The sequence below is a fragment of the Bacillus sp. SJ-10 genome (assembly GCF_002843505.1).
GTDB lineage: Bacteria > Bacillota > Bacilli > Bacillales > Bacillaceae > Bacillus > Bacillus velezensis.
This window is the reverse complement of the sequence record NZ_CP025258.1, coordinates 2594052-2613894: the sequence shown is the minus strand read 5'-3', so window position 1 is coordinate 2613894 and position 19843 is coordinate 2594052. Positions and strand designations below refer to the sequence as shown.

The following is a 19843-nucleotide window of genomic DNA, read 5'->3' as shown; positions in this document are numbered from 1 at the left end:
TTAAACTGTAAACGGCTTTTCGCTGATTTGAAGCGAAATCGCCAATTTTCCGCCCGGCAGATGCCCAGCCATTAACAGACGGTCTTCGTCATCTACTGTATACTCAGTCAGACCTTCTGCGTAAATCCAGCCCTCTTCTGTTTTCAAACCGACGCGGTACGGGCCGTTTCCTTTGATTTTCGCCTGATGGTACGTCACTTTTGCATTGCGTATATAGGCTACAACCGTCATGTTTTTCTCATTCAGATGCGCTGAATAAGAACCGGTCGTTGTTTCCAAATGGATATATACAGGACGATCGGCATATCGCTCTAAAGAAGTTTGCACATCTTCTTTTATGATCGCTTTCATAGCTGCTCCCCTCTTTCTTCTTTTAAAAATTGCAAACGCTTCGTATGTAGTTCAACCAATTCATATTTCTCAATCGGCCGCAGCCGGGAATCTACAATTCGCTGCACCGCCAGAGCAAACTTTTCCTCGGGTGACTTCCGGAGCCTCGGATGTGTTCTTTGATCAAGCAGTTCAAGATCAATTGCCTTCTCCGCTTCTTCAAGAGTTGAAGCCGGGAGAGTGCGGTTATTCCACAGTGCCTGATAGGCTTTTGCTATGTCTTTATCAGTGCCCATTGTACAGCTCCTTTACATACTCGTAATGATTATACATAATTTAAGCTATCGCTGGAAAGCGAAAGGCTTAGCGGCTTTTTATCGGCCGCTTCCATTTGATCTGTGAAAAGGTAAACAAAAGCAATGCTGCCCATATACAAATGAAGGTAAACGCTTTTTGCCCGGAAAATGGTTCATGATACACAAATACGCCGAGCATAAGGGTAATGGTCGGCGCTATATATTGCAAAATGCCGACTTGATACAGCGGCAGACGCTTTGCCCCCTCTGCAAACAGTAACAGCGGCAAGGCCGTAAATACGCCTGCGAAAAATAGGAGCGCCCATGTTCCTGCCCCCAAGGACCCGGAAGTGCTCCCGTCAGCTGTATATCCTAAATAAATAAGTGCAGCCGGGGTAATCAAAAGCGTCTCCAGCGTCAATCCGATCGTGCTGGACATGCGGGTTCTTTTTTTACATAAGCCGTACAGGCCGAAGCTGAATGCAAGCAGCAATGCGATATAAGGAACCGCGCCATATTGAAACGCAGATATGATCACGGCCGCCCCGGCAATAGAAACGGCTGCTGTTTGCATCTTGTTAAGCTTTTCTTTTAAGAATAGGATGCCCAAAAGAACGGAAACGAGCGGATTAATGTAGTACCCGAGACTTGCTTCAAGCAAAAAGCCGTGATTGACGGCCCATATGTACACAAACCAATTAACGGAAATTAAAACGGAAGCGAAAAAAAGCGCCAGCAGGCCCCCTTCCGATTTCAAAAGACGCAGTTCACGCCATCCGGTTTTCCACTTCTTAAGCACAGTTAAAAGCACACACATGAAAACAAATGACCATAAAATCCGGTGAGCTAAAATGTCCAATGCGGGTATTTGTTCAAGAAGTTTCCAATAGACCGGAAACAGCCCCCACATGGCGAAAGAACAAGCGGTATAAATGATTCCTTTTCTTGCGTTATTCCCTTGCACGGCCTTCCCCTTCCTTTCTGTAAACAGATTATATTATATCACGGGAAGCTTCCGGCGGGCATATACTATGTTGTCCGTTAAGAAAGGGTGAGATGCCGTGTTTGATTGGAACAGATATTTTCCCTTCCAAAATCAGTTCTCTAAAGAAACGTTTAAAAATGCTGATCCGAAAGATGTCGAGACATATGTCAACCGAGTGATGGAAAGCGTATTCGGCGCCGGTTATGCCGGACAGTTCCCTTTTCGCGACCCAATGTCCAAAAAGGCCGATCCGGTCGAAGCGGGACCGCCCAAGCCGGAAATTGACCTTTTTGAAACATCCGATCATGTTTTTGCGAAAATTCCCGCAGAACAAGAGGAACTCGACCGTATCAGGATTAAGCATACGTCACACAGCCTCGTTGTAGAGAACAGCAGTCTGGGAGAAGGAAAAAAAGAAATCATCCTTCCGAGCCTCGTCAAACGGAAAGGAACAAAAGCAGTCTATAAAGACGGGATGATTGAAGTTATGTTTTCAAAACAGGAAGACTACAATTTATCGGAAGTGGAGATTTTAAGATAAAAAAAACGGCCCGCGCGATGCAGGCCGTTTTTTCTTTAATAAAATGGCGGATAACCGCCGGCTCCCGGACCGAAACCGCCGTATGGGACGCCTCCGTATCCGTAACCGGCGAACCCGTACGGATAGCGGGGTCTTGTAAAACCTGTGGCAATTACGCCTCCGAGAAGACCGCCTAAAAATCCGCCGAATAAAGGAGCGCCGAACAAAAAAGGACTTCTCGCCGGAAATCCGGCAGGACCGAAATTCCCGCGATACAATGCATGACGAGGGTACATGTTTTTCCTCCTTTATGTCTGCCTATTCTTAAGCGTATTCATAAAATGAGGAAATTGATTGGGCGATTGTAACAACATGTGCCTCTCTCTGATATTGCATTAATGTATAAATATTTTGGTTATAATTTGATTACATTTTGATTAACTGTTATACTTTTTTACAAGTTGCGACATTATAAAACCATCAGGGGGAATAAAATATGCCATTACTTCGTTTTGACGTTATTGAAGGCCGGGATGACGCAGCATTAAAAAAATTACTGGATACCGCCCATTACGCCATGGTTAAAGCTTTTGACGTCCCTGTAACGGACCGTTATCAGATCGTTCACCAGCATCGGCCTCATGAGCTTATCATTGAAGATACCGGGCTCGGTTTCAAAAGAAGCAAAGATCTTGTCATCATCAGCATTGTCAGCAAAGCGCGCACCGAACATCAAAAAGAAACATTATATCAACTGATGGCTGATCAGCTTAAAACAGAATGCGGCATATCACCCGAGGACGTCATGATTTCCATTACAGAAAACGGGAACGCCGATTGGAGCTTCGGGCTTGGTGAGGCTCAGTTTTTAACCGGGAAACTGTAAAAGGCCTCCCCGCTTGTTCTGAATGATTGCAAACTGAATAAAAGAGGGATGTATGTTGGTTAGTGAGTTGTACCCTTGTTTAATATGCGGATTTAAAGGATTAGAGACAAGTCCCGTTTATAACGGGGAATATCAAAAAACATTTGATATTTGCCCCTGCTGCGGGTTTGAATTCGGCTACAGTGAGGACCATGACGTAAGCTTAGGGTTTATTGTAACGCCTGATCATTTAATTGAAGCGGCATTTCAGTTATACCGGAAACAGTGGATTGAGGGGGGAATGAAACTATTTTCTCCAAATGATGTTCCGGCGGAATGTAAAAATGATCATTTCCTTACATTCGATGCTTTATTAAAGCAATTAAAAGGCTTGAACCTCAATCTGAACAATTTTGATATTAATGGTTTTTATGACGAGTAAACATTATTATTAAGAAAAGGCTGCCTTGGGCAGCCTTTGTTATTCATCACATGTGTCGTTGGCAGATCCCCCGGGCTCGCAAAAACTGTCTGCCCATTTTTGCATTTCCTGAAAAACGGCTTGCAGGGCCATGCCTTTATCAGTCAGTTTATAAATGACTTTGACAGGTGTTTCAGGCAGCACCTGACGCTCGACGATTTCATTTTGTTCCAGCTCTTTGAGCCGCTCCGCGAGCATTTTTTGGCTGATTGTCGGTATCGTTTCGGTCATATCTTTAAATCGTTTCGGCCCGTCCATCAGTACATGGATAATGAGGCCGTTCCAGCGCTTTCCCAAAAGGGAAAAAGCGGATTCCATTTTAGGACACATTGTATATCCCACGTGAGTTCATCCCTTCATCTATGAATTGACAAGTTTTTTGTGATCCATTAAAATTAGTTTTCGAGTTACATTTAGTAAGCTTCTAACTTTTCTATTATGATAACACGTTTATCCGAAGGAGGAAACATGATGACATCCGTATTAGACGTTTTAAAGGAACGCGCATCTGTTAAAGAATACGATAAAGACGCGGTCATTACAAAAGAGGAATTAACAGAACTCCTTGAAATCACAACGCAAGCGCCTTCCGCCTGGAACCTTCAGCATTGGCATTTTCAAGTCTTTCACAGTGATGAAGCAAAAGCTGCCCTGCTTCCGGTTGCTTTTAATCAAAAACAGATTATTGATTCATCAGCAGTTATTGCCGTATTAGGCGATTTAAAAGCAAATGAAAATGGTGAAGACGTTTATGCTGAACTGGCTGAGCAAGGCAATATCACAGAAGAGATTAAACAAACGCTTTTAGGCCAGATTAACGGTGCATACCAAAATGATCAGTTTGCCCGTGATTCAGCATTTTTAAACGCTTCTTTAGCAGCGATGCAGCTGATGCTTGCCGCTAAAGCAAAAGGTTACGATACTTGCGCGATCGGCGGATTCAATAAAGAGCAATTCGTTAAGGAATTCGACGTGAGCGAGCGTTTCGTGCCCGTCATGCTGATTTCAATCGGCAAAGCCGTTAAGCCGGCGCATAAAAGCAACCGGCTGCCTGTATCTAAAGTGTCAACTTGGCTGTAAAATGAAAGAAACCCTTAGTCCGCTTAAGCAGACTAAGGGTTTTTTATAGGAATCGCTCACTGTACCAGGTTCTTGCCTGCTCTGCTTCCTGCTGTGTGAGCTGATGACCGCCCTCCTGCCAAACAAGAGAAACGGATGCATGAGCATCTGTCAGATACTGATAAAGCTCCTCCGATTCTTCTTTTGTACATAGGGGATCGCGTTTTCCCGCACCGATAAACACAGGCAGCCCTTCCATATCAGGCAGCTTCACTCCGCGTATCGGCACCATCGGATGATGCAGAACCGCTCCTTTCAGTACATCTTTATAATGAAACAAAAGACTTGCTGCAATATTGGCGCCGTTTGAATAGCCGGCAGCAATCACGTTTTCTCTGCTGAATCCGTACATTTGCGCCGCTTCATCAATAAAATTCTTTAATTCTTCCGTCCGTTCAATTAAATCTTTCTCGTCAAATACGCCTTCTTTCAGCCGCTTAAAAAAACGGGGCATGCCGTTTTCCGACACTGATCCTCTGACCCCGAGCAGACTTGCTTTCGGATCGATAAAACGTCCGAGCGACAGAAGATCATGTTCATTTCCCCCCGTTCCGTGCAAAAGCAGCAGAACATTTTCTGACGTCCCCTGTTCAAACACATGTTTCATCATCATTCTCCTTTCTCCATTTTGGGCAGAACAGCTGTAATCTGGCTGCGATGCTCTTCCAGCCATTCCGGAAGCTTCAGCTCTGTTCCGAGATTTTCAAAGGATTCATCCGTCATAAAGCCCGGTTCATCGGTTGCCATTTCAAATAAAATGCCGCCGCTTTCTCTGAAATAGATTGAAGTAAAGTAAGACCTGTCAAGAATGTCAGATGAAGCAAGATGAGAAGCAGCAAGAATGTCCTTCCACTCCGCCTGCTCTTTTTCGGTAGTGCGGAAAGCGACATGATGGACTGTCCCGTAACCGCCGATACCTGCTTCTTTCGGCGCGAGATCAACATCTATAATATGTCCGATCCGGGCCTCCGATTGCAGCCTGACAATCTGATTTTCTTCTCCTGTCTTTGAATAACCGAAGCGTTCTATGAGAAATTGAATGGTTGCTTCAGGACGGTACGAGTACAAAAGAACACCTCTCATGCCTGTGATCGCTTCTTTTTCAGTAATGCCCGCAGGCGTCCATTCACTCTGTCCGCTTCTTTCATCTTCCATTATGGCAAGCGGCAGGTCTTCTGTATCATTAAAGAGAAGCACTTGTTCAGACAGTATGATCTGCTCTTTTACAGACAAGCCGTTTTCTTCAAGCCGGCGCTTCCAAAACGCGAGTGCTCCTTTCGGCACGGAGAAATAAATTCTTCCGGCCTGCCCTTTTCCCACGGTTCCCGGGCGGCTTCCCTGAAAAGGAAAAAATGTAATGATCGTGCCCGGCTCTCCGTTTTGGTTGCCGAAATAAAAGTGATAAGTGGCCGGGTCGTCAAAATTAACGGTTTTTTTAACGAGCCGCAAACCCAGCACTTCAGTATAAAACCGAAGATTTTCAGCAGGATCTTTTGCAAATGCGGTAACATGGTGCAATCCTTGTGTATTCAATGTATTCACTCCTAAATATCTTGATTTCGAGATATTAACTATTCTAATTTAATATGAATGAAGATGCAACTAAAGTGTTTCAGTTAAAAAAGTAATAGAATTCTTTTTTTTCTGAAAAATATCTTGTGATCTTTTCTGACACCTGCTATGATAAGGAGCATTATCAAGTTTCAGGAGGAAAGTAAATGGTCAGAAAAGCACTAATTTTCGTTCTCATCTTAATCCCTTTCAGCCAGCTGGCCCTGCTGTCAGTCGCTAATCGGGTTCATCCGATCATTATCGGGCTGCCTTTTTTTCATTTCTGGCTGCTTTTATGGATCGCAGTCACTCCATTATGTTCGTTTCTTATTTATAGGCTGCAGAAGAAACAAGGAGGACTGGACTGATGCCCGCAAATATAACAGCATTGATCATTACAGCCGTCATCGTTTTAACCGTTGTCTGCATCGGCTTTATAGCCGGGAGAGACAAATCATCACGCACTTCTGTTGAGGAATGGTCTGTCGGCGGCAGACGGTTCGGGGGGCTCCTCGTCTGGTTTTTAGTCGGCGCGGATCTTTATACGGCTTATACGTTTTTAGGCTTAACAAGCACAGCCTACACAGGGGGAAGCGTTGCTTTTTTTGCAATCCCGTATTCTGTTTTGGCGTATTTTATCGCTTATTTCTTTCTGCCGAAGCTGTGGAAAGTGGCAAAAATACACAAATTAACGACACTTGCCGATTATGCCCGTGAGCGTTTTGACAGTAAACTTTTGGCCAGTCTTGTCGCGATTGTCGGCGTTCTTATGCTCATTCCTTATATTTGTCTCCAGTTGAGCGGAATTCAAGATACGCTTCAGGTGGCCGGAACGGGTGTCATTAATGTCAATATGGTCGTCATCATCTCTTTTATTCTTGTAGCGCTGTATACTTTTTTCAGCGGAATTAAAGGGCCGACGTTTACGGCGATTATTAAAGACATTCTCGTGTGGGTGATTATGCTGTTTATGGTCGTCTCACTCCCGCTGATCCATTTTCACGGCTGGACGCCGATGATTCACACTTTGGCTGAAAAAGCGCCGCAAATGCTGACGATCCCGGACTCGGGGCCGAAAGGAATTCCTTGGTTTATCACAGCTTCCATCGTATCTGCGCTGGCGCTCTTTATGTGGGCGCATGCGGCAACCGGCGTATTTACGGCAAAAAGCGCAGATGCCGTCCGCAAAAACAGCATGTTTCTGCCGCTTTATAATATTGTTTTGATTCTTGTTATTTTTCTCGGCTTTATCGCGTTTCTTGTCCTGCCGGAAGATACCAATCCGCGGCTCGCTTTATTGAAGCTGATTCAAACGTCTTACGGCGGGGTCGCGCAGGGCTTTGCTTACTCCACGATTGCCCTTGCGTCATTGATTCCCTGCTCTATCATGGCCATCGGAGCATCAAACTTATTTGCGAATAACTTATATCGGGATTTGATTCACCCGAATGTGTCACCAAGCAAGCTGACGATGATCACCCGTTCAATGGTATTTGTCGTCATCGGGCTCGCGCTTTTATTCGGCATGCTGTTCCCGACTGCGCTCGTTACCCTTCAGCTTCTCGGTGTTTCCGGCATGGTTCAGATCTTTCCGGCTATCGCCGTCAGTCTGTTTTGGAAGAATCAAACGAAAGAAGCGACAATTATCGGTCTTCTCGTCGGTCTTATCGTGACATTCACGGTAAATATCACCCAATCCGCCCACGGTATATATGAAGGCTTTTGGGGTTTGACCGCTAACATGGCAGCCGTTATTATCCTTAACCCGTTTTTTGTAAAAAAAGCGGCTTCAAACGCCGTCAAAGACGGTTTATTCAATAAAGCGCCTTCTGATCAACTGAACCAAAAAGGCGCTTAACAGAAAGAAGCCGGCACGTAAATGTGCCGGTTTTTACTTTTTTTGCTTCCATTTGTAGGTAGCCACGGTTTTAGCCGGGATGACGGCTTCAAACTGCCGATTTTCTGAAACGACATGGAATTTTTGGTCGGCGGATGTCTGGTTGATTACGACTGTCACAATGGATTGATCAGGATTAAGGAACGATACATTCGAGACTGTGTTTTTGGAGCCGTAATTACTTTCTATCCGCTTTGCTCCCCGGTCGATAAATTTTGAAAAGTTGCCTGTCATATGAAAGATCGGGATATTCCAATAGCGGTCAGGGTTTTTAGCATCCTGAATAAACAGCGTCGGGTCTGGGGTGCCTATCCAATGATGCGTCTTGATTTGACTGTCGAGCATCGTCACCCACGCATTGTAGCTCGACGCGCCGTTGCGGAAATACTGCGCGATCCGGTCCGCCCCTGCCGTCCCCCAGACAGACCGCTCCGTTAAGTGAATAGATTGATCAGGATATCTCTTTCCGATCTCCGACATGACGGAAAGGTCACCGTCATAATCGTGAAAAGCGATGCCGTCTGCCGCCCGGTTTCCTTTTTTATCATCTAAAATCGGCGGAATATAGTTCCACGCCCCGCTCGCATTGTGATCATAAATCCAAATTTTCGTGTCAATTACGTGTTTTTTCATTTCTTTTTTTAAGGCCAGTGCCAGTTTGCGCTGCTGAGACGGCGACATATACATGCTCGGATAGTCGATTTCCAGCAAAGGTTCATTTTGAAGGGTCATGGCATAAATCGGAATTCCTTGCTTTTCGTACGCCTCAATAAATTTGCGGAAGTAAACGGCCAGTTCGCCGATATATTTATCTTTCAGCTTTCCCCGCTTAAGGTTTTCATTCGTTTTCATCCAAGCCGGCGGGCTCCACGGTGAAGCAATGATTTTCAGTTCCGGATTTATCGCCAGCGCTTCCTTGATGGTTGCTGTAATGTGTAAATCAATATCCTTTTGGATCGAGAAATGACGGAGCTTAGGATCTGTTTGGCCTTCAGGCATATCATCATACGTATAAAATTCCTGTGCCGTAAAATCAGATGTCCCGATTGTTATGCGCATAACGTCCATGCCGATACCATCTTTGGGATCAACCAGTTTTTTCAGCACTTCTTTTCTTTTTGCGGGTGTCATTTTTGATAAATTATGGATTGTGGATTCTTCCAGGGACGATCCTACGCCTAACACACTTTGATAGCGGCGCGACGGATCAATATACACGGCGGCGGTGTCAGAAGCCTTCTTTTTTGTCAATGTAAGCGGTGTTTGTTCGTCTAAGGCGTATTTCACTTCCTGCGGCCCGTCATACCACGTACGGGAAGCCGGATCTTTTTCAGAACTGAACCACACCCTTACTTTGTTTTTGTCTGAAGCCTTCCGATCAGCCGCATACACTTCGGTCATGCTGCTTGATATGAAAAAGAAAAACATAAGAAAAACCAGCGTCATGTGCAGACCTTTTTTAAAAAACATGAGCCACCATCCCTTTCCTTATTTTTATAAGCGATCCTAAATGAAAAGCCGGACAGTCACCTCCTTCCCGCTTGAATGAATGCGCTTTCAAAAATACTGATAAAAAGCCGGCTTCACACAACGGTGAAGCCTTCCCTTTTTACACCTTTAGGATACATATGAGCCGTTTGTTTCAATCACTTTTTTATACCATTCAAATGAGTCTTTCTTAAGCCGCCTCATTGAACCGTTGCCTTCATTATCCCGATCAACATAAATCATGCCGTAGCGTTTTTTCATTTCTCCGGTTGTAAATGACACGATATCAATAATTCCCCATGGTGTATAGCCCATTACATCCACACCATCATATGTGATTGCTTTTTTCAAAGCTTTTATATGTGACGATAAATATTCAATTCTTGCTGCGTCATGAATTGAACCGTCCTCTTCTAATGTGTCGATGGCGCCGAATCCGTTTTCCACGATAAATAATGGAATCTGGTAGCGGTCGTATAAGCGGTTTAATGTGTACCGTAAACCGGTCGGGTCAATCGCCCAGCCCCAATCACTCGCTGTAATATAAGGATTGTCCACGCCGTTTGGCAATCCTCCGTTTACGACATCCCCGGTATTATCGTTTGATACATCACTTTTTACGGTTGTAGACATGTAATAGCTGAATCCGAGATAGTCCACCCGGCCGTTTTTCAAAATCTCTTCATCACCGTCTTCAAAGTGTATCTGATAGCCTTCTCTTTCAAACTCTTTTAACGCATAGCTTGGATAATATCCGCGAACCTGCACGTCCGGGAAGAAAAAACGCTGTCTCATCGTTTCTTCAGCCAGCATCACATCATCGGGGTGAGATGAGTACGGGTAAATCGGAACATGTGATACCATCGCGCCGATCCTGAACTCGGGATTGATGTCTCTTCCCTTCGAAACAGCCAATGCGCTTGCCAGCAGTTCGTGATGGCCGGCCTGATACATGACTTCTTTTGCGTTTTCGTTTTCTTTGACGGCGACGCCCGAGTTCGTCCATAAAAAGATCGGATTATTCACATCCATCTTATTATTGATTTCGTTAAACGTCATCCAATACTTCACCTTATGTTTATAGCGTTCAAAACACACTTCAGCGAATTTCACAAAAAATCCGACTGTTTTTCTGTTTCTGAAACCGCCGTATTCCCTCGCCAAATGCAGCGGCATCTCAAAATGTGACAGCGTGATTACCGGTTCAATCCCATGTTTCAGCAATTCATCAAACACCCGGTCGTAAAAAGCCAATCCTTCCTCATTGGGCTCCGCTTCATCACCTTTAGGAAAAATTCTGCTCCAGCCGATGGACGTTCTTAAACATTTCAGACCCAGCTCGCTGAATAATGCGATGTCCTCTTTATAACGATGATAAAAATCGATCGCTTCATGATTCGGATAAAATTCCCGCTCTTCAATTGTATCTGTTATTTTCCGGGGCACACCATGCGCGCCTGCCGTCATGACGTCCACTACACTCGGCCCCTTGCCGCCTTTATTCCATCCCCCTTCAAATTGGTGTGCGGCGAGAGCGCCTCCCCATAAAAAATCTTTTGGCAATGTCCCCATCGTTTATATCCTCCTTTATTTGACTGCCGCTTGCATGCCGAATAAATGCACTGCAGCCGCTTCAAGCATCCGCTTCGATAGTGCAGAAGAATTCCTGCCTTTATTTTCATATTATACGTTTACATTATAATTGTACCGGTATAATTTATCAATACATAAACAATTATAGTTACTTTACGAAATGGCTTTTAAAAACGATTATGCTATAATTCTGAAAGAAGCGGGACAATAAATGAATGAGGAATGTATATGTTAAAATACCAGCAAATCGCGATAGATATTGAAAAATACATAGAAGAACATCAGCTGCAGCAAGGGGATAAACTGCCTGTGCTGCAAACCTTAATGACCCGGTTTAACGTGAGCAAAAGCACGATCACCAAGTCCTTGGATTTATTAGAAAAAAAGGGGATTGTGTTTCAAGTGAGGGGAAGCGGCATTTTTGTCAGACGGAATAAAAGAAAAGGGTATATCAGTCTGCTTTCTAATCAGGGATTTAAAGAATCACTTGAAGATTTTAATGTCACTTCCAAATTATTAGCGCTGGAAGTGAGAAAACCCACGCCTGAGGCTGCCCAAAATCTGAATATGCCGCCTGACGGCGACGTGTATTATGTTAAGCGAATCAGATATATTGACGGGCTGACATTGTGTATCGAAGAGTCATTTTACAACAAATCGATTATTACGTATTTGAATAAAGAGATCGTGGCAGAATCAATATTTGATTATATTAGAGAAGGTCTCGGGTTAAAGCGCGGTTTTTCAGATTTATATCTGTACGCGGGGATGTTAAATGAGGAAGAAGCGGAGTACTTAGGTCTGTTTACAGGAGCGCCTAAGCTTTGCGTTGAAACGATTTTTCATTTAACCAACGGCCAGCCGTTTGACTACTCAAAAGTCACCTATCACTATGAGCAATCACAGTTTTTCATTCAGGCGAACAGCCACCTTTTTGAACAGGAAACGACATAAGACGGGCTTTTCGCAAACAAAAAACACCCAATGCGCGAGCGACGCATCGGGTGTTTTTTACTATTTCATATTCTTATTTAATGTTTCAACGGCTTTTTTCATTTGTGTATCGTTGTCCGCAAGCTGTTTTTGCAGATCCGTCATCAATTTTGCCGTTGTGTCTCCCGTTACAATGCCTGTTTGTTTCAGTTTCTCTTTTGCTTGGAATTGTTTAACGGCTTGTTCAAATGCTTTATCATACGTGCCGTTTACTTTCACGCTGTACCCCAGCGCTTTCATCATTTTTTGCGCATTGGTGACGGTGGTTCCGGAATCCCCGTATTTGTATGTTTTTTTCGCATCTAAATACGGCAGGTTCGCATATTCAGGAAGCTTAACCTGATATTGCGGTTTGATGCCTTTTTTATGAATCCACTCTCCGTCCGCTGTCAGCCATTTAGCGATTGTCAGTTTAACGGTAGAACCGTCGCTGTAATCTTTTGCCGTCTGTACGGTTCCTTTTCCGAACGTTTTCTCGCCGATCAGCGGAATGCCCGATGATTCATGCAGCGCAGCCGACATGATTTCCGCGGCGCTCGCGGTGCCGTCATTGACGAGGACGACTGTCGGTTTTGTCACTTTTCGCTCTTTCGTCGCTTTCATGACCTCTTTCGTGCCGTCTTTGTATTCGACCTGCATGATATTTTTCCCTTTATCGATAAACATGTTGCTCATTTTGATGGCTTCATCCATCAGTCCGCCCGGGTTGCCCCTTAAATCGAGAATGTATCCTTTCGCTCCTTGTTTTTCGAGGCTGTCAATGGCTGAATTCAGCTCTTTTGCCGTCGATTCGGAGAAGGATGTGATTTGGATTTCGCCGATGTCTCCTTTTTTCATTTCAGAGTACACCGTTTCAACCGGAATGGTGTCACGTTTGATCGACAGGTTCAGATCGCCGACACCCGCTCTGTGCAGCACAAGCTTGACGTTTGTTCCCTTTTTGCCGCGGATTAATGCGACGGCTTCGTTTACATTAAGGCCTTTAACGCTTTTGCCGTTGACCTTCAAGATCTGGTCATTCGGTTTAACCCCCGCTTTTTCCGCGGGTGACCCTTTAATCGGCGATACGATCAGGATGCTGCCGTCCTTTTCTTCCACTTGTGCGCCGATGCCTTCAAACGAAGCGGAAATTGTTTCTTCAAAAGACTTTCCTTCCTGCGGGTCCATATAAGAAGAATATGGATCATTCAGGGAACTGATCATGCCTTTTATCGCTCCGTCTACTAATTTGCTGTCATCTGTTTTTTGGTAGTAATCACTTTTAATCTGCTCGTAGGCTTTATTGAATTTCTCAAATTTGCTGTTCGTCAAAGCAGCCGAGCCTTGTCCGAAAATGGTCGTATTGCCCGTGATAAACAGCGTAAGCGCCGAGGCTGCGACCGCGGTGATCAATATAATAAAAAACAGTTTAAATTGCCGCTTCAAGAAAACACCACCTTTTTATTCTTACATTATTATCATAGACGAACGCTCATTCGTCAACTTCAAACGTGAGGCGCCCTTCTTTCCCGTTTACCCAAACCTATGCTTTTCTCTCAACATATGCTGAGGAAAAAAGGAGGATTCGGCCTTTGAGCAAATATTTAGAAATGCTGTCCTTATTCGGAGTCGGAGGGGCTCACCCCGGGGGACTCGCTTTTTCCAAAGCCGTTCTCACAAAAGCGGCTCCTCCTCCTGGCGAACCGATTCTTGACGCCGGCTGCGGAACGGGACAGACGGCTGCTTATCTCGGCCACCTGCTGTATCCCGTCACCTGTGTTGATAAGGATCCCCTTATGCTTGAAAAAGCAGCAAAACGATTTGCCGCTGAAGGCTTAACCATCCCAGGCTATTTGGCGGAGCTTGAGCGGCTTCCGTTTGCTGAAAATCAATTTTCCGCCGTTCTTTCTGAATCAGTTCTCACCTTTTCAAATCTTGATTCATCGCTGTCTGAAATCCTGCGGGTCCTTAAACCCGGGGGTATGCTGATCGGCATTGAAGCTGCTTTACAAAAGCCCATGCCGGAAAACGCCATCACGCAGATAAAAGACTTCTACGGTTTTACCGTATTGCAGGATGAAACGGCATGGAAACAGAGATTGCTTCAGCAAGGCTTTCAGAAAGCGGATTTCATTCCCGCTGTCTATGAAAACAATGCGCAGGAGCCGACTACAGAAATGGATTTATCGCCCGTTATTCAGCCGGTTCACTACGATACGCTGACGGCTCATTACGAGCTTATGCAGACGTACCGTGAATATATGGGACACTGCGCTTTTGTCGCTTACAAGTAAAACGGCAATTGTCCTCCTGTTTTCGTCCAACCTTTTTACCGCACTCTATCATAAGCTGACATAGAAAGATAGGTTGGATAGGAGGAGAAAAGATGCAAAACTATTATCATCTTTGCCGGCAGCACCAGGGAAAAGTAGCAAGAATTACAGAACGAAACGGCAGAGTCCACGTCGGAAGAATCGTACGGGTGACTAACAGCAAAGTGTATATCGCTCCTGCCGACGGCCGTCACAGAGGGTACGGGTTCGGCTATTGGGGAGGCTGGGGAGGCTGGGGAGCAGCCTACGGTATCGGCCTTGGTTTAATTACCGGATTTGCGCTTGGAGGTTTACTCTTCTGGTAATAAAGAAAGCCCGCTTTCTATTTTTCAAGCGGGCTTCTTCTTATTACACTTTCTTTACTTCATTAAAATATTCTTCAAGCGTTAATTGATGGTCATGGATGGCTTTTGCCGCTTTTTTGCCTACATAGCGTAAATGCCATGGTTCATACTCATACTTTGTGACATTTTCTTTGCCTTTAGGATAGCGGATGATAAAGCCGTATTCATACGCATGGTCTTTCACCCATTTGCCGTCCGCTGTGTTTCCGAACGCTTCATTCAGCTCATATCCGTTGCTTTTGCTGGAAATGTCCATGGCAAGCCCCGTCTGGTGTTCGCTTTGCCCCGGATATGCGACGGCTTCTTTCGCCTTTTTTTCACCTTTCAGACTGACTTCATTATCGAAAATAACTTTCTGTCTGTCATAAGAGCGGTATCCTGAAACGGCAACCAGGTCATAACCTTCTTTTTTCCCGGCGCTGAACAGTTCCGCCAAAGCATCGGCGGCAGGTTTGCGGATATATCGTTTCTCGATTTTCTCAGTAAAAGAAAATTCGACTTTCGGGATCACGAGATCATTCGGTTTATAATCTCCCGGCAGCGTGTATGTCTTATTCACGAGCGCAAGTGTATTTGTCGGGTTTTGAATGGTCTCAAGCCCGTTCACTTCTTTAATATCATTAAAATATTTGCTCTCCAATACAAAATCGCTGTTTTCTGTCTTCGTTGTTTTTTTGCTTGATGTGTCATCTGATTGTTTTGTTTCAGCTGCTGTTTTTGTGTCCTTGTGGCTGTCGCCGCCTGAAATGCTGCAGCCGGTGCCCACGATTGCGGTTACGCTGAGAGCGGCAGCGAGCGAGAACCATTTAGTGGATTTCTTCATTTTACACTTACCTTTCTTTTTTTGAATCAGGGCGATGCATAAAGAAGAGGGCTGCTTTAATCAGCATAACCCTCATCTCAAGTTTACGATACAGTATGCAGCGCCAGTTTAATCATATCATGAAAAGTCGTTTGACGCTCTTCTGCCGTTGTTTCTTCTCCCGTTAATACGTGATCGCTTACAGTCAGGATAGACAGCGCTTTTTTGCCGTATTTAGCGGCAAGCGTATATAAAGCAGTCGTTTCCATCTCTACGCCGAGGACGCCGTATCTGGCAAGCTTTTCGATTTGGGAGTCTTCATTGTAAAACTGATCGGCGGTGAATACGCTTCCGACCGCTACAGGAAGATTGTTTTTTTGCGCTTCCTGGTACGCTTTATGGAGCAGTTCGAAGTCTGCGCAAGGAGCATAATCTACACTGCCGAAGGCGACACGGTTCATCTGTGAATCCGTTGAAGACGTCATAGCCAAAATCACATCACGCACCTTCACGTCATTACGGATGGCTCCGCATGAGCCGACTCTGATTAAGTTTTGAACATCATAGCTTTGAATCAGTTCATTCACATAAATAGAGATAGACGGAACACCCATGCCTGTGCCTTGGACTGATACTTTTTTGCCGTTATATGTACCCGTAAATCCGTACATTCCTCTGACTTCATTATAGCATTCCACATTTTCAAGATAAGTTTCCGCAATAAATTTCGCTCGGAGCGGATCTCCCGGCAAAAGCACTGTATCCGCAATTTGGCCTTTTTCTGCGTTTATATGTACACTCATTTCCTTTTCCTCCTGCCTATTCAAACTCCCACCCATTGTACACTGAATAACGGTAAGAGACAATCATCAGCATGATCAGGGCGATCTTGGGCAGAATATGCGGGATGACAAGCCTAAAGAAAAAGGAGTGAACATAATGGGCAAAAAACAGCGCAACCGGGTGACCGGCCAGAAAAAAAACAATCATGTGCCCGTTTCAGACGTCATTGCAGCTGATGAAGCGCATGGAAAAGAGCATTCCGCCGCTAAACGGAAGCCTTAACACTGTCTTTCCCAGACAATACGGAAGCCGGCTGAAGATTCAGCCGGCCCCGTCTTACCTCGGCTGGACGAGCAGCCGGTTAATTTTGCTCCATCCCGCAGGGTTAAGCCTGTAATAGGTCTTTCCTTTTCTTCCTTCGTCTATGAGTATGACATCTCCGGTCGCTATGAATCTGGCTTGATAGTCGTTTGGGACCGTATCAGGCACATTAAAAACAGAAAATGCCCTTTCCAGTGCGTCTTGATGATTGTCAGCGGCCAGCTCTGTCCGATAGACGACCCTGTATCCCTTTTTCTCGCCGTAGCGGGGTGTTTGAAAAATCGTCACATCATAGGCGCAAGTCTTTTTTTTAAACACGGGCAGCGATAACAGCATCAAGATCCCTCCCTCTTATTTCTTAATAGTATTAGCGTTTTTTCTCATTTTTCCTGTCTCTATTTTTGTCGAAACGGATGATACTTTTCGTCAAAGAGCGCAAAAAGCGAAACGAGGCAAAGTCCGAGACTGAATCCGGCAAGGACATCCGTCGGAAAATGCGCGCCCAAATAAATTCTGCTGAGTCCGATCAGAATGACGAGAACTCCGGTAAAGACGGTGACGGCCCGTTTTCTTTTCGTGAAAAACGGAACATGCTTAATCAAAAAGTAAGCGATGACGGGATACATCACTGCCGAATTCATGGAGTGGCCGCTCGGAAAACTGTATGAGGTTTCATGGACGAGCGGTTCAAAAGCGGGTCTGGCTCTTTCAATCAATTCTTTTATTTTTATGTTTACAATCCGTTCAATGAGAAAGAGAAGCGGCAAAAAAACAACATCCGGCGTTTTTTTGTACATATACAGAGCCGCGCCTGTCAAAAGAAGAAGCGGCAAAAGCACCGCGGTCGTGCCGAGCTCCGTTATCCATAACATCAATTCATTCAGCCAGGCAGACCTGATCCTGACAGCCGCTTCTATCACGCGCTCATCAAAAGCCCGGACGGCTTCTATCCGGATCGCTGCTGCGAGCAGAATAAACAATGCGAAAAGACTTGCTGGCTTGTACAACGTTTTCCCCCCATGTTTCATTCTCCCGAGCCGATTGAAAAAACCGAAGCTTTTTCACTTCGGTTCCGCAGTTTCAGTCTTCATCAAGCTCTTCGTCTATCATACATTTTTCTAATAAATAATCAAAGGTGATGTCGGCTATTTCGAAGATTTCCTCTTCACTCGGTATGTACCCGCGCATAGCAAGCTGACTGTAAAAATAATCAGCTATTTCTTCTGTGTCAATCACAAGATCTATTTCTTTCATGCAAACACCGCCTCCTTTTTTATGTTTTATGAAAAAACCGTTCAAATTATACCCGAAAGTTCTAAACGTTTTGTCCGCTCATATACTTTTAAAAAACAAGCCCCGGAGGGAGAAAAGATGATGACGAAAATGATGGCTTTTTTGGACGGAGATGGATTTGATATCGTATTGGAAAAAGTGCTGAAAGGAATGTCGTTTGTAATCTTTGCCGGCTGTCTGCCCTGGTTTTTATATGTCACCGTCCGTTTTTTTGCCGGCTAGCTGAAATGCTCCCGCAGGCTTTCCAGCACAAAATTCATCATATCTTTATATTCTTCGTCACCGAACAAATGATAAAGAATCTTATAATCGTTATAAATATCAAGCAGCTCATCTACAATCGATACCGCCAGCACATGCAGGGTATCGGGATCATCAGCATCGCCTTCAAACTGAAGAAGAGCAGACGCGACGGTATCCTCGCCGATCTCATGAGATGCTTCCCCAACATAGTGGACAAACAGCAGCTGATGCACAAACTGATCCATTTCATATTTTCTCAGAACCAGCGTGAGATCCTCTTCCTCCGTTTCAAGCCACTCTCCGTCTTTCAGCCGAGTCAGCTCATAAATAATATCCTCCCAGCCATCCTCTAAATATCTCCATATTTCAGTTCTGTGGCCGATGACACGGAATAATTCCTTTCCGTAGTCCTTTACATATACGACGTCGCCGATCAGAAATTCATATTCAATATCCAATTTCTCCATATCGACGATCACGCCCTCATAATCTTTATAAAGCTGGATGGACGATTCAAAATAAAGCACTTCATTATGATTGACTTCGTAAAGATAATGTTTATCAATTTGATGAACCTTCGTAATGGTGCCGACGGTTCCGTACATCACGACGACCACGATGTCTCCCACTTGAAATTTCGGTTTATCTGGCTTCATGCTGTCTCCCCCTTGCCGCGGACTGTCATACGCTATCGTATGCCGGCCGCCATAATTTCGCATGGGCATGAAAACCACAGGAAATATCTATTTCTGCACCTGTTCAAAATGTCAAAAACCGCAACATGCTTGTGCGTTTTTTCACTTACCGTAACTGAAGCGTCCGATGACATTCCGCTCTCGATCGAATGAGCAGTAACAATACTGAGACAAAAAGCTTCTATTTTTTCTCTATGACGCAAAGGAAAATACCCGGCCCGAAGGCATGTTGACACACCGCCGTGATGTTCAAGATTCGTAGGAGTATGGAACTCCCATTCCGGCTGCATATTTGCAATGGCTTGTGTATCATGAAGAACCAAACTCATTTCGGCTTTCAATGAAGGCACAACTTCAATCCGCTTCAACCTTGTCACATAAAATCCCTTTTCCGTCCAAACGTCAGTGGCTCATCAGTCTTACCTAATCACTTCATTTAAATGTTTGATTATTTCTCCGTGAAAAGAGGCTCCTTACACGGGACCCCACCGGCAGCAGGCCTGATCCGGTGAACTCTGCAGCTATACATTCTACTGCCTTAAGATACGTGCCGTCAGGAAGATTTGTTTACGTGCTGATCAAAACGGACGGCGTTGCGGGATTTGATCATACGGCACCTCATAAGCGAGTGATTTCAACAGAAAAAAACCGCACAATGTGCGGTTTTTCGTCAGGCGTGATGCACCTCGGTCTCATATTTTTCCCAAGCTTCATCAAATGTCGCCATCGTTTCTAAATAGTCGGCGCTCAGTTCTAAATAAGAACTGAGCTCGTGATAATCGCTTGACGTTTTCGGAAAGCCGTGATCTTCGTATGCCTGATTCGCAAACCGGCTGATTGCGTCCTGCGGTTTGGGATGCCTGTATTTCATCAAATAGTGATAAAAGGATTTCATGGGTTTCCCCTCCTGATGACTGTCTTTTGTTGTACTA

28 protein-coding genes are annotated in these 19843 nt (G+C 44.8%); 11 read left to right on the top strand and 17 right to left on the bottom strand.

The genetic code is table 11. From position 1 onward, the window contains the following. From CXL14_RS13410 to rarD, 3 genes are all read right to left on the bottom strand, one after another. Window positions 1-351: a YojF family protein gene (locus tag CXL14_RS13410; RefSeq protein ID WP_007611980.1), complete on the bottom strand. Its 351-nt coding sequence runs from the start codon at window positions 349-351 to the stop codon at window positions 1-3. Beyond that, entirely contained in the window at window positions 348-626 is a 279-nt protein-coding gene (locus CXL14_RS13405) for a hypothetical protein (RefSeq protein WP_003153742.1), read from the bottom strand. Before CXL14_RS13405 ends, CXL14_RS13410 begins: the two co-directional genes overlap by 4 nt. Before the next feature lie 67 nt (window positions 627-693). Beyond that, entirely contained in the window at window positions 694-1536 is an 843-nt protein-coding gene (gene rarD / locus CXL14_RS13400; RefSeq protein ID WP_229023841.1) for an EamA family transporter RarD, read from the bottom strand. Window positions 1537-1687: 151 nt separating this feature from the next. Here rarD and CXL14_RS13395 point away from each other — a divergent pair, with 151 nt between their 5' ends. After that, a complete protein-coding gene (locus CXL14_RS13395; RefSeq protein WP_101287839.1) occupies window positions 1688-2152 on the top strand; it encodes a spore gernimation protein GerT in 465 nt (154 codons plus the stop codon). Between the two features lie 35 nt (window positions 2153-2187). On the opposite strand, the gene CXL14_RS13390 is transcribed toward CXL14_RS13395, so the two are convergent. Further along, the gene (locus CXL14_RS13390; RefSeq protein ID WP_003153736.1) at window positions 2188-2427 is read right to left on the bottom strand and encodes a hypothetical protein; all 240 of its coding nucleotides are present in this window, start codon (window positions 2425-2427) and stop codon (window positions 2188-2190) included. A 200-nt stretch (window positions 2428-2627) separates the two neighbouring features. On the opposite strand from CXL14_RS13390, the gene CXL14_RS13385 reads away from it, so the two are divergent. Both CXL14_RS13385 and CXL14_RS13380 read left to right on the top strand, forming a co-directional pair. After that, window positions 2628-3017, top strand: a complete 390-nt coding sequence (locus CXL14_RS13385) for a tautomerase family protein (protein ID WP_003153733.1) — start codon at window positions 2628-2630, stop codon at window positions 3015-3017. A 52-nt stretch (window positions 3018-3069) separates the two neighbouring features. Continuing rightward, entirely contained in the window at window positions 3070-3438 is a 369-nt protein-coding gene (locus CXL14_RS13380; protein ID WP_012117758.1) for a hypothetical protein, read from the top strand. A 39-nt stretch (window positions 3439-3477) separates the two neighbouring features. Here the strand turns inward: CXL14_RS13380 and CXL14_RS13375 are convergent, their stop codons facing one another. After that, window positions 3478-3819, bottom strand: coding sequence for a transcriptional regulator YodB (locus CXL14_RS13375; RefSeq protein ID WP_003153729.1), 342 nt, complete (start codon window positions 3817-3819; stop codon window positions 3478-3480). Between the two features lie 129 nt (window positions 3820-3948). Between CXL14_RS13375 and CXL14_RS13370 the strand changes: the two genes are divergently transcribed. Continuing rightward, a complete protein-coding gene (locus CXL14_RS13370; protein ID WP_003153727.1) occupies window positions 3949-4557 on the top strand; it encodes a nitroreductase family protein in 609 nt (202 codons plus the stop codon). Between the two features lie 43 nt (window positions 4558-4600). On the opposite strand, the gene CXL14_RS13365 is transcribed toward CXL14_RS13370, so the two are convergent. Together CXL14_RS13365 and CXL14_RS13360 are read right to left on the bottom strand one after the other, a co-directional pair. Beyond that, window positions 4601-5203 (bottom strand): alpha/beta hydrolase, encoded by a 603-nt coding sequence (locus tag CXL14_RS13365; RefSeq protein ID WP_021493917.1) that lies wholly within the window; start codon window positions 5201-5203, stop codon window positions 4601-4603. Between the two features lie 2 nt (window positions 5204-5205). After that, complete coding sequence (locus tag CXL14_RS13360; RefSeq protein ID WP_014418130.1) at window positions 5206-6129, bottom strand: ring-cleaving dioxygenase; 924 nt, start codon at window positions 6127-6129, stop codon at window positions 5206-5208. 185 nt (window positions 6130-6314) lie between these two features. On the opposite strand from CXL14_RS13360, the gene CXL14_RS13355 reads away from it, so the two are divergent. Beyond that, on the top strand, window positions 6315-6515 hold the full coding sequence (locus tag CXL14_RS13355; protein ID WP_003153716.1) for a DUF3311 domain-containing protein: 201 nt from the start codon (window positions 6315-6317) through the stop codon (window positions 6513-6515). Next, entirely contained in the window at window positions 6515-8005 is a 1491-nt protein-coding gene (locus tag CXL14_RS13350) for a sodium:solute symporter family protein (RefSeq protein WP_012117763.1), read from the top strand. Before CXL14_RS13355 ends, CXL14_RS13350 begins: the two co-directional genes overlap by 1 nt. A gap of 33 nt (window positions 8006-8038) precedes the next feature. Here CXL14_RS13350 and CXL14_RS13345 read toward each other — a convergent pair whose 3' ends face one another. Next, window positions 8039-9514, bottom strand: a complete 1476-nt coding sequence (locus CXL14_RS13345) for a glycoside hydrolase family 30 protein (RefSeq protein WP_014418131.1) — start codon at window positions 9512-9514, stop codon at window positions 8039-8041. 147 nt (window positions 9515-9661) lie between these two features. Beyond that, entirely contained in the window at window positions 9662-11104 is a 1443-nt protein-coding gene (gene bglA / locus CXL14_RS13340) for a 6-phospho-beta-glucosidase BglA (protein ID WP_014418132.1), read from the bottom strand. A gap of 249 nt (window positions 11105-11353) precedes the next feature. Here bglA and CXL14_RS13335 point away from each other — a divergent pair, with 249 nt between their 5' ends. Then, complete coding sequence (locus CXL14_RS13335) at window positions 11354-12079, top strand: GntR family transcriptional regulator (RefSeq protein ID WP_014418133.1); 726 nt, start codon at window positions 11354-11356, stop codon at window positions 12077-12079. Between the two features lie 60 nt (window positions 12080-12139). Here CXL14_RS13335 and ctpA read toward each other — a convergent pair whose 3' ends face one another. Beyond that, on the bottom strand, window positions 12140-13543 hold the full coding sequence (gene ctpA / locus CXL14_RS13330; protein ID WP_014418134.1) for a carboxy-terminal processing protease CtpA: 1404 nt from the start codon (window positions 13541-13543) through the stop codon (window positions 12140-12142). A gap of 146 nt (window positions 13544-13689) precedes the next feature. Between ctpA and CXL14_RS13325 the strand changes: the two genes are divergently transcribed. Then, window positions 13690-14391: a class I SAM-dependent methyltransferase gene (locus CXL14_RS13325; RefSeq protein WP_007407947.1), complete on the top strand. Its 702-nt coding sequence runs from the start codon at window positions 13690-13692 to the stop codon at window positions 14389-14391. A 92-nt stretch (window positions 14392-14483) separates the two neighbouring features. Continuing rightward, a complete protein-coding gene (locus CXL14_RS13320; RefSeq protein ID WP_014418135.1) occupies window positions 14484-14735 on the top strand; it encodes a hypothetical protein in 252 nt (83 codons plus the stop codon). A 43-nt stretch (window positions 14736-14778) separates the two neighbouring features. On the opposite strand, the gene CXL14_RS13315 is transcribed toward CXL14_RS13320, so the two are convergent. Continuing rightward, complete coding sequence (locus CXL14_RS13315; RefSeq protein ID WP_003153703.1) at window positions 14779-15597, bottom strand: M15 family metallopeptidase; 819 nt, start codon at window positions 15595-15597, stop codon at window positions 14779-14781. A gap of 83 nt (window positions 15598-15680) precedes the next feature. Next, complete coding sequence (gene deoD, locus CXL14_RS13310; RefSeq protein WP_003153702.1) at window positions 15681-16379, bottom strand: purine-nucleoside phosphorylase; 699 nt, start codon at window positions 16377-16379, stop codon at window positions 15681-15683. 136 nt (window positions 16380-16515) lie between these two features. Here deoD and CXL14_RS13305 point away from each other — a divergent pair, with 136 nt between their 5' ends. Beyond that, entirely contained in the window at window positions 16516-16641 is a 126-nt protein-coding gene (locus tag CXL14_RS13305) for a hypothetical protein (RefSeq protein WP_003153701.1), read from the top strand. A gap of 54 nt (window positions 16642-16695) precedes the next feature. Here the strand turns inward: CXL14_RS13305 and CXL14_RS13300 are convergent, their stop codons facing one another. From CXL14_RS13300 to CXL14_RS13290, 3 genes are all read right to left on the bottom strand, one after another. Continuing rightward, window positions 16696-17016 (bottom strand): YodL domain-containing protein, encoded by a 321-nt coding sequence (locus CXL14_RS13300; RefSeq protein WP_003153700.1) that lies wholly within the window; start codon window positions 17014-17016, stop codon window positions 16696-16698. A gap of 59 nt (window positions 17017-17075) precedes the next feature. After that, the gene (locus CXL14_RS13295) at window positions 17076-17687 is read right to left on the bottom strand and encodes a phosphatase PAP2 family protein (protein ID WP_014418136.1); all 612 of its coding nucleotides are present in this window, start codon (window positions 17685-17687) and stop codon (window positions 17076-17078) included. A gap of 73 nt (window positions 17688-17760) precedes the next feature. Continuing rightward, window positions 17761-17934 carry a YozD family protein gene (locus CXL14_RS13290; RefSeq protein WP_003153696.1) on the bottom strand — a complete coding sequence of 58 codons (174 nt, stop codon included), beginning with the start codon at window positions 17932-17934 and terminating at the stop codon, window positions 17761-17763. Between the two features lie 117 nt (window positions 17935-18051). Between CXL14_RS13290 and CXL14_RS20205 the strand changes: the two genes are divergently transcribed. Continuing rightward, complete coding sequence (locus tag CXL14_RS20205; RefSeq protein ID WP_014418137.1) at window positions 18052-18195, top strand: hypothetical protein; 144 nt, start codon at window positions 18052-18054, stop codon at window positions 18193-18195. On the opposite strand, the gene CXL14_RS13285 is transcribed toward CXL14_RS20205, so the two are convergent. Further along, the gene (locus CXL14_RS13285; protein ID WP_014418138.1) at window positions 18192-18872 is read right to left on the bottom strand and encodes a hypothetical protein; all 681 of its coding nucleotides are present in this window, start codon (window positions 18870-18872) and stop codon (window positions 18192-18194) included. The genes CXL14_RS20205 and CXL14_RS13285 overlap by 4 nt on opposite strands. Window positions 18873-19581: 709 nt before the next feature. Then, window positions 19582-19806 (bottom strand): YozE family protein, encoded by a 225-nt coding sequence (locus tag CXL14_RS13275; protein ID WP_003153684.1) that lies wholly within the window; start codon window positions 19804-19806, stop codon window positions 19582-19584. Between the last annotated feature and the right edge of the window lie 37 nt (window positions 19807-19843).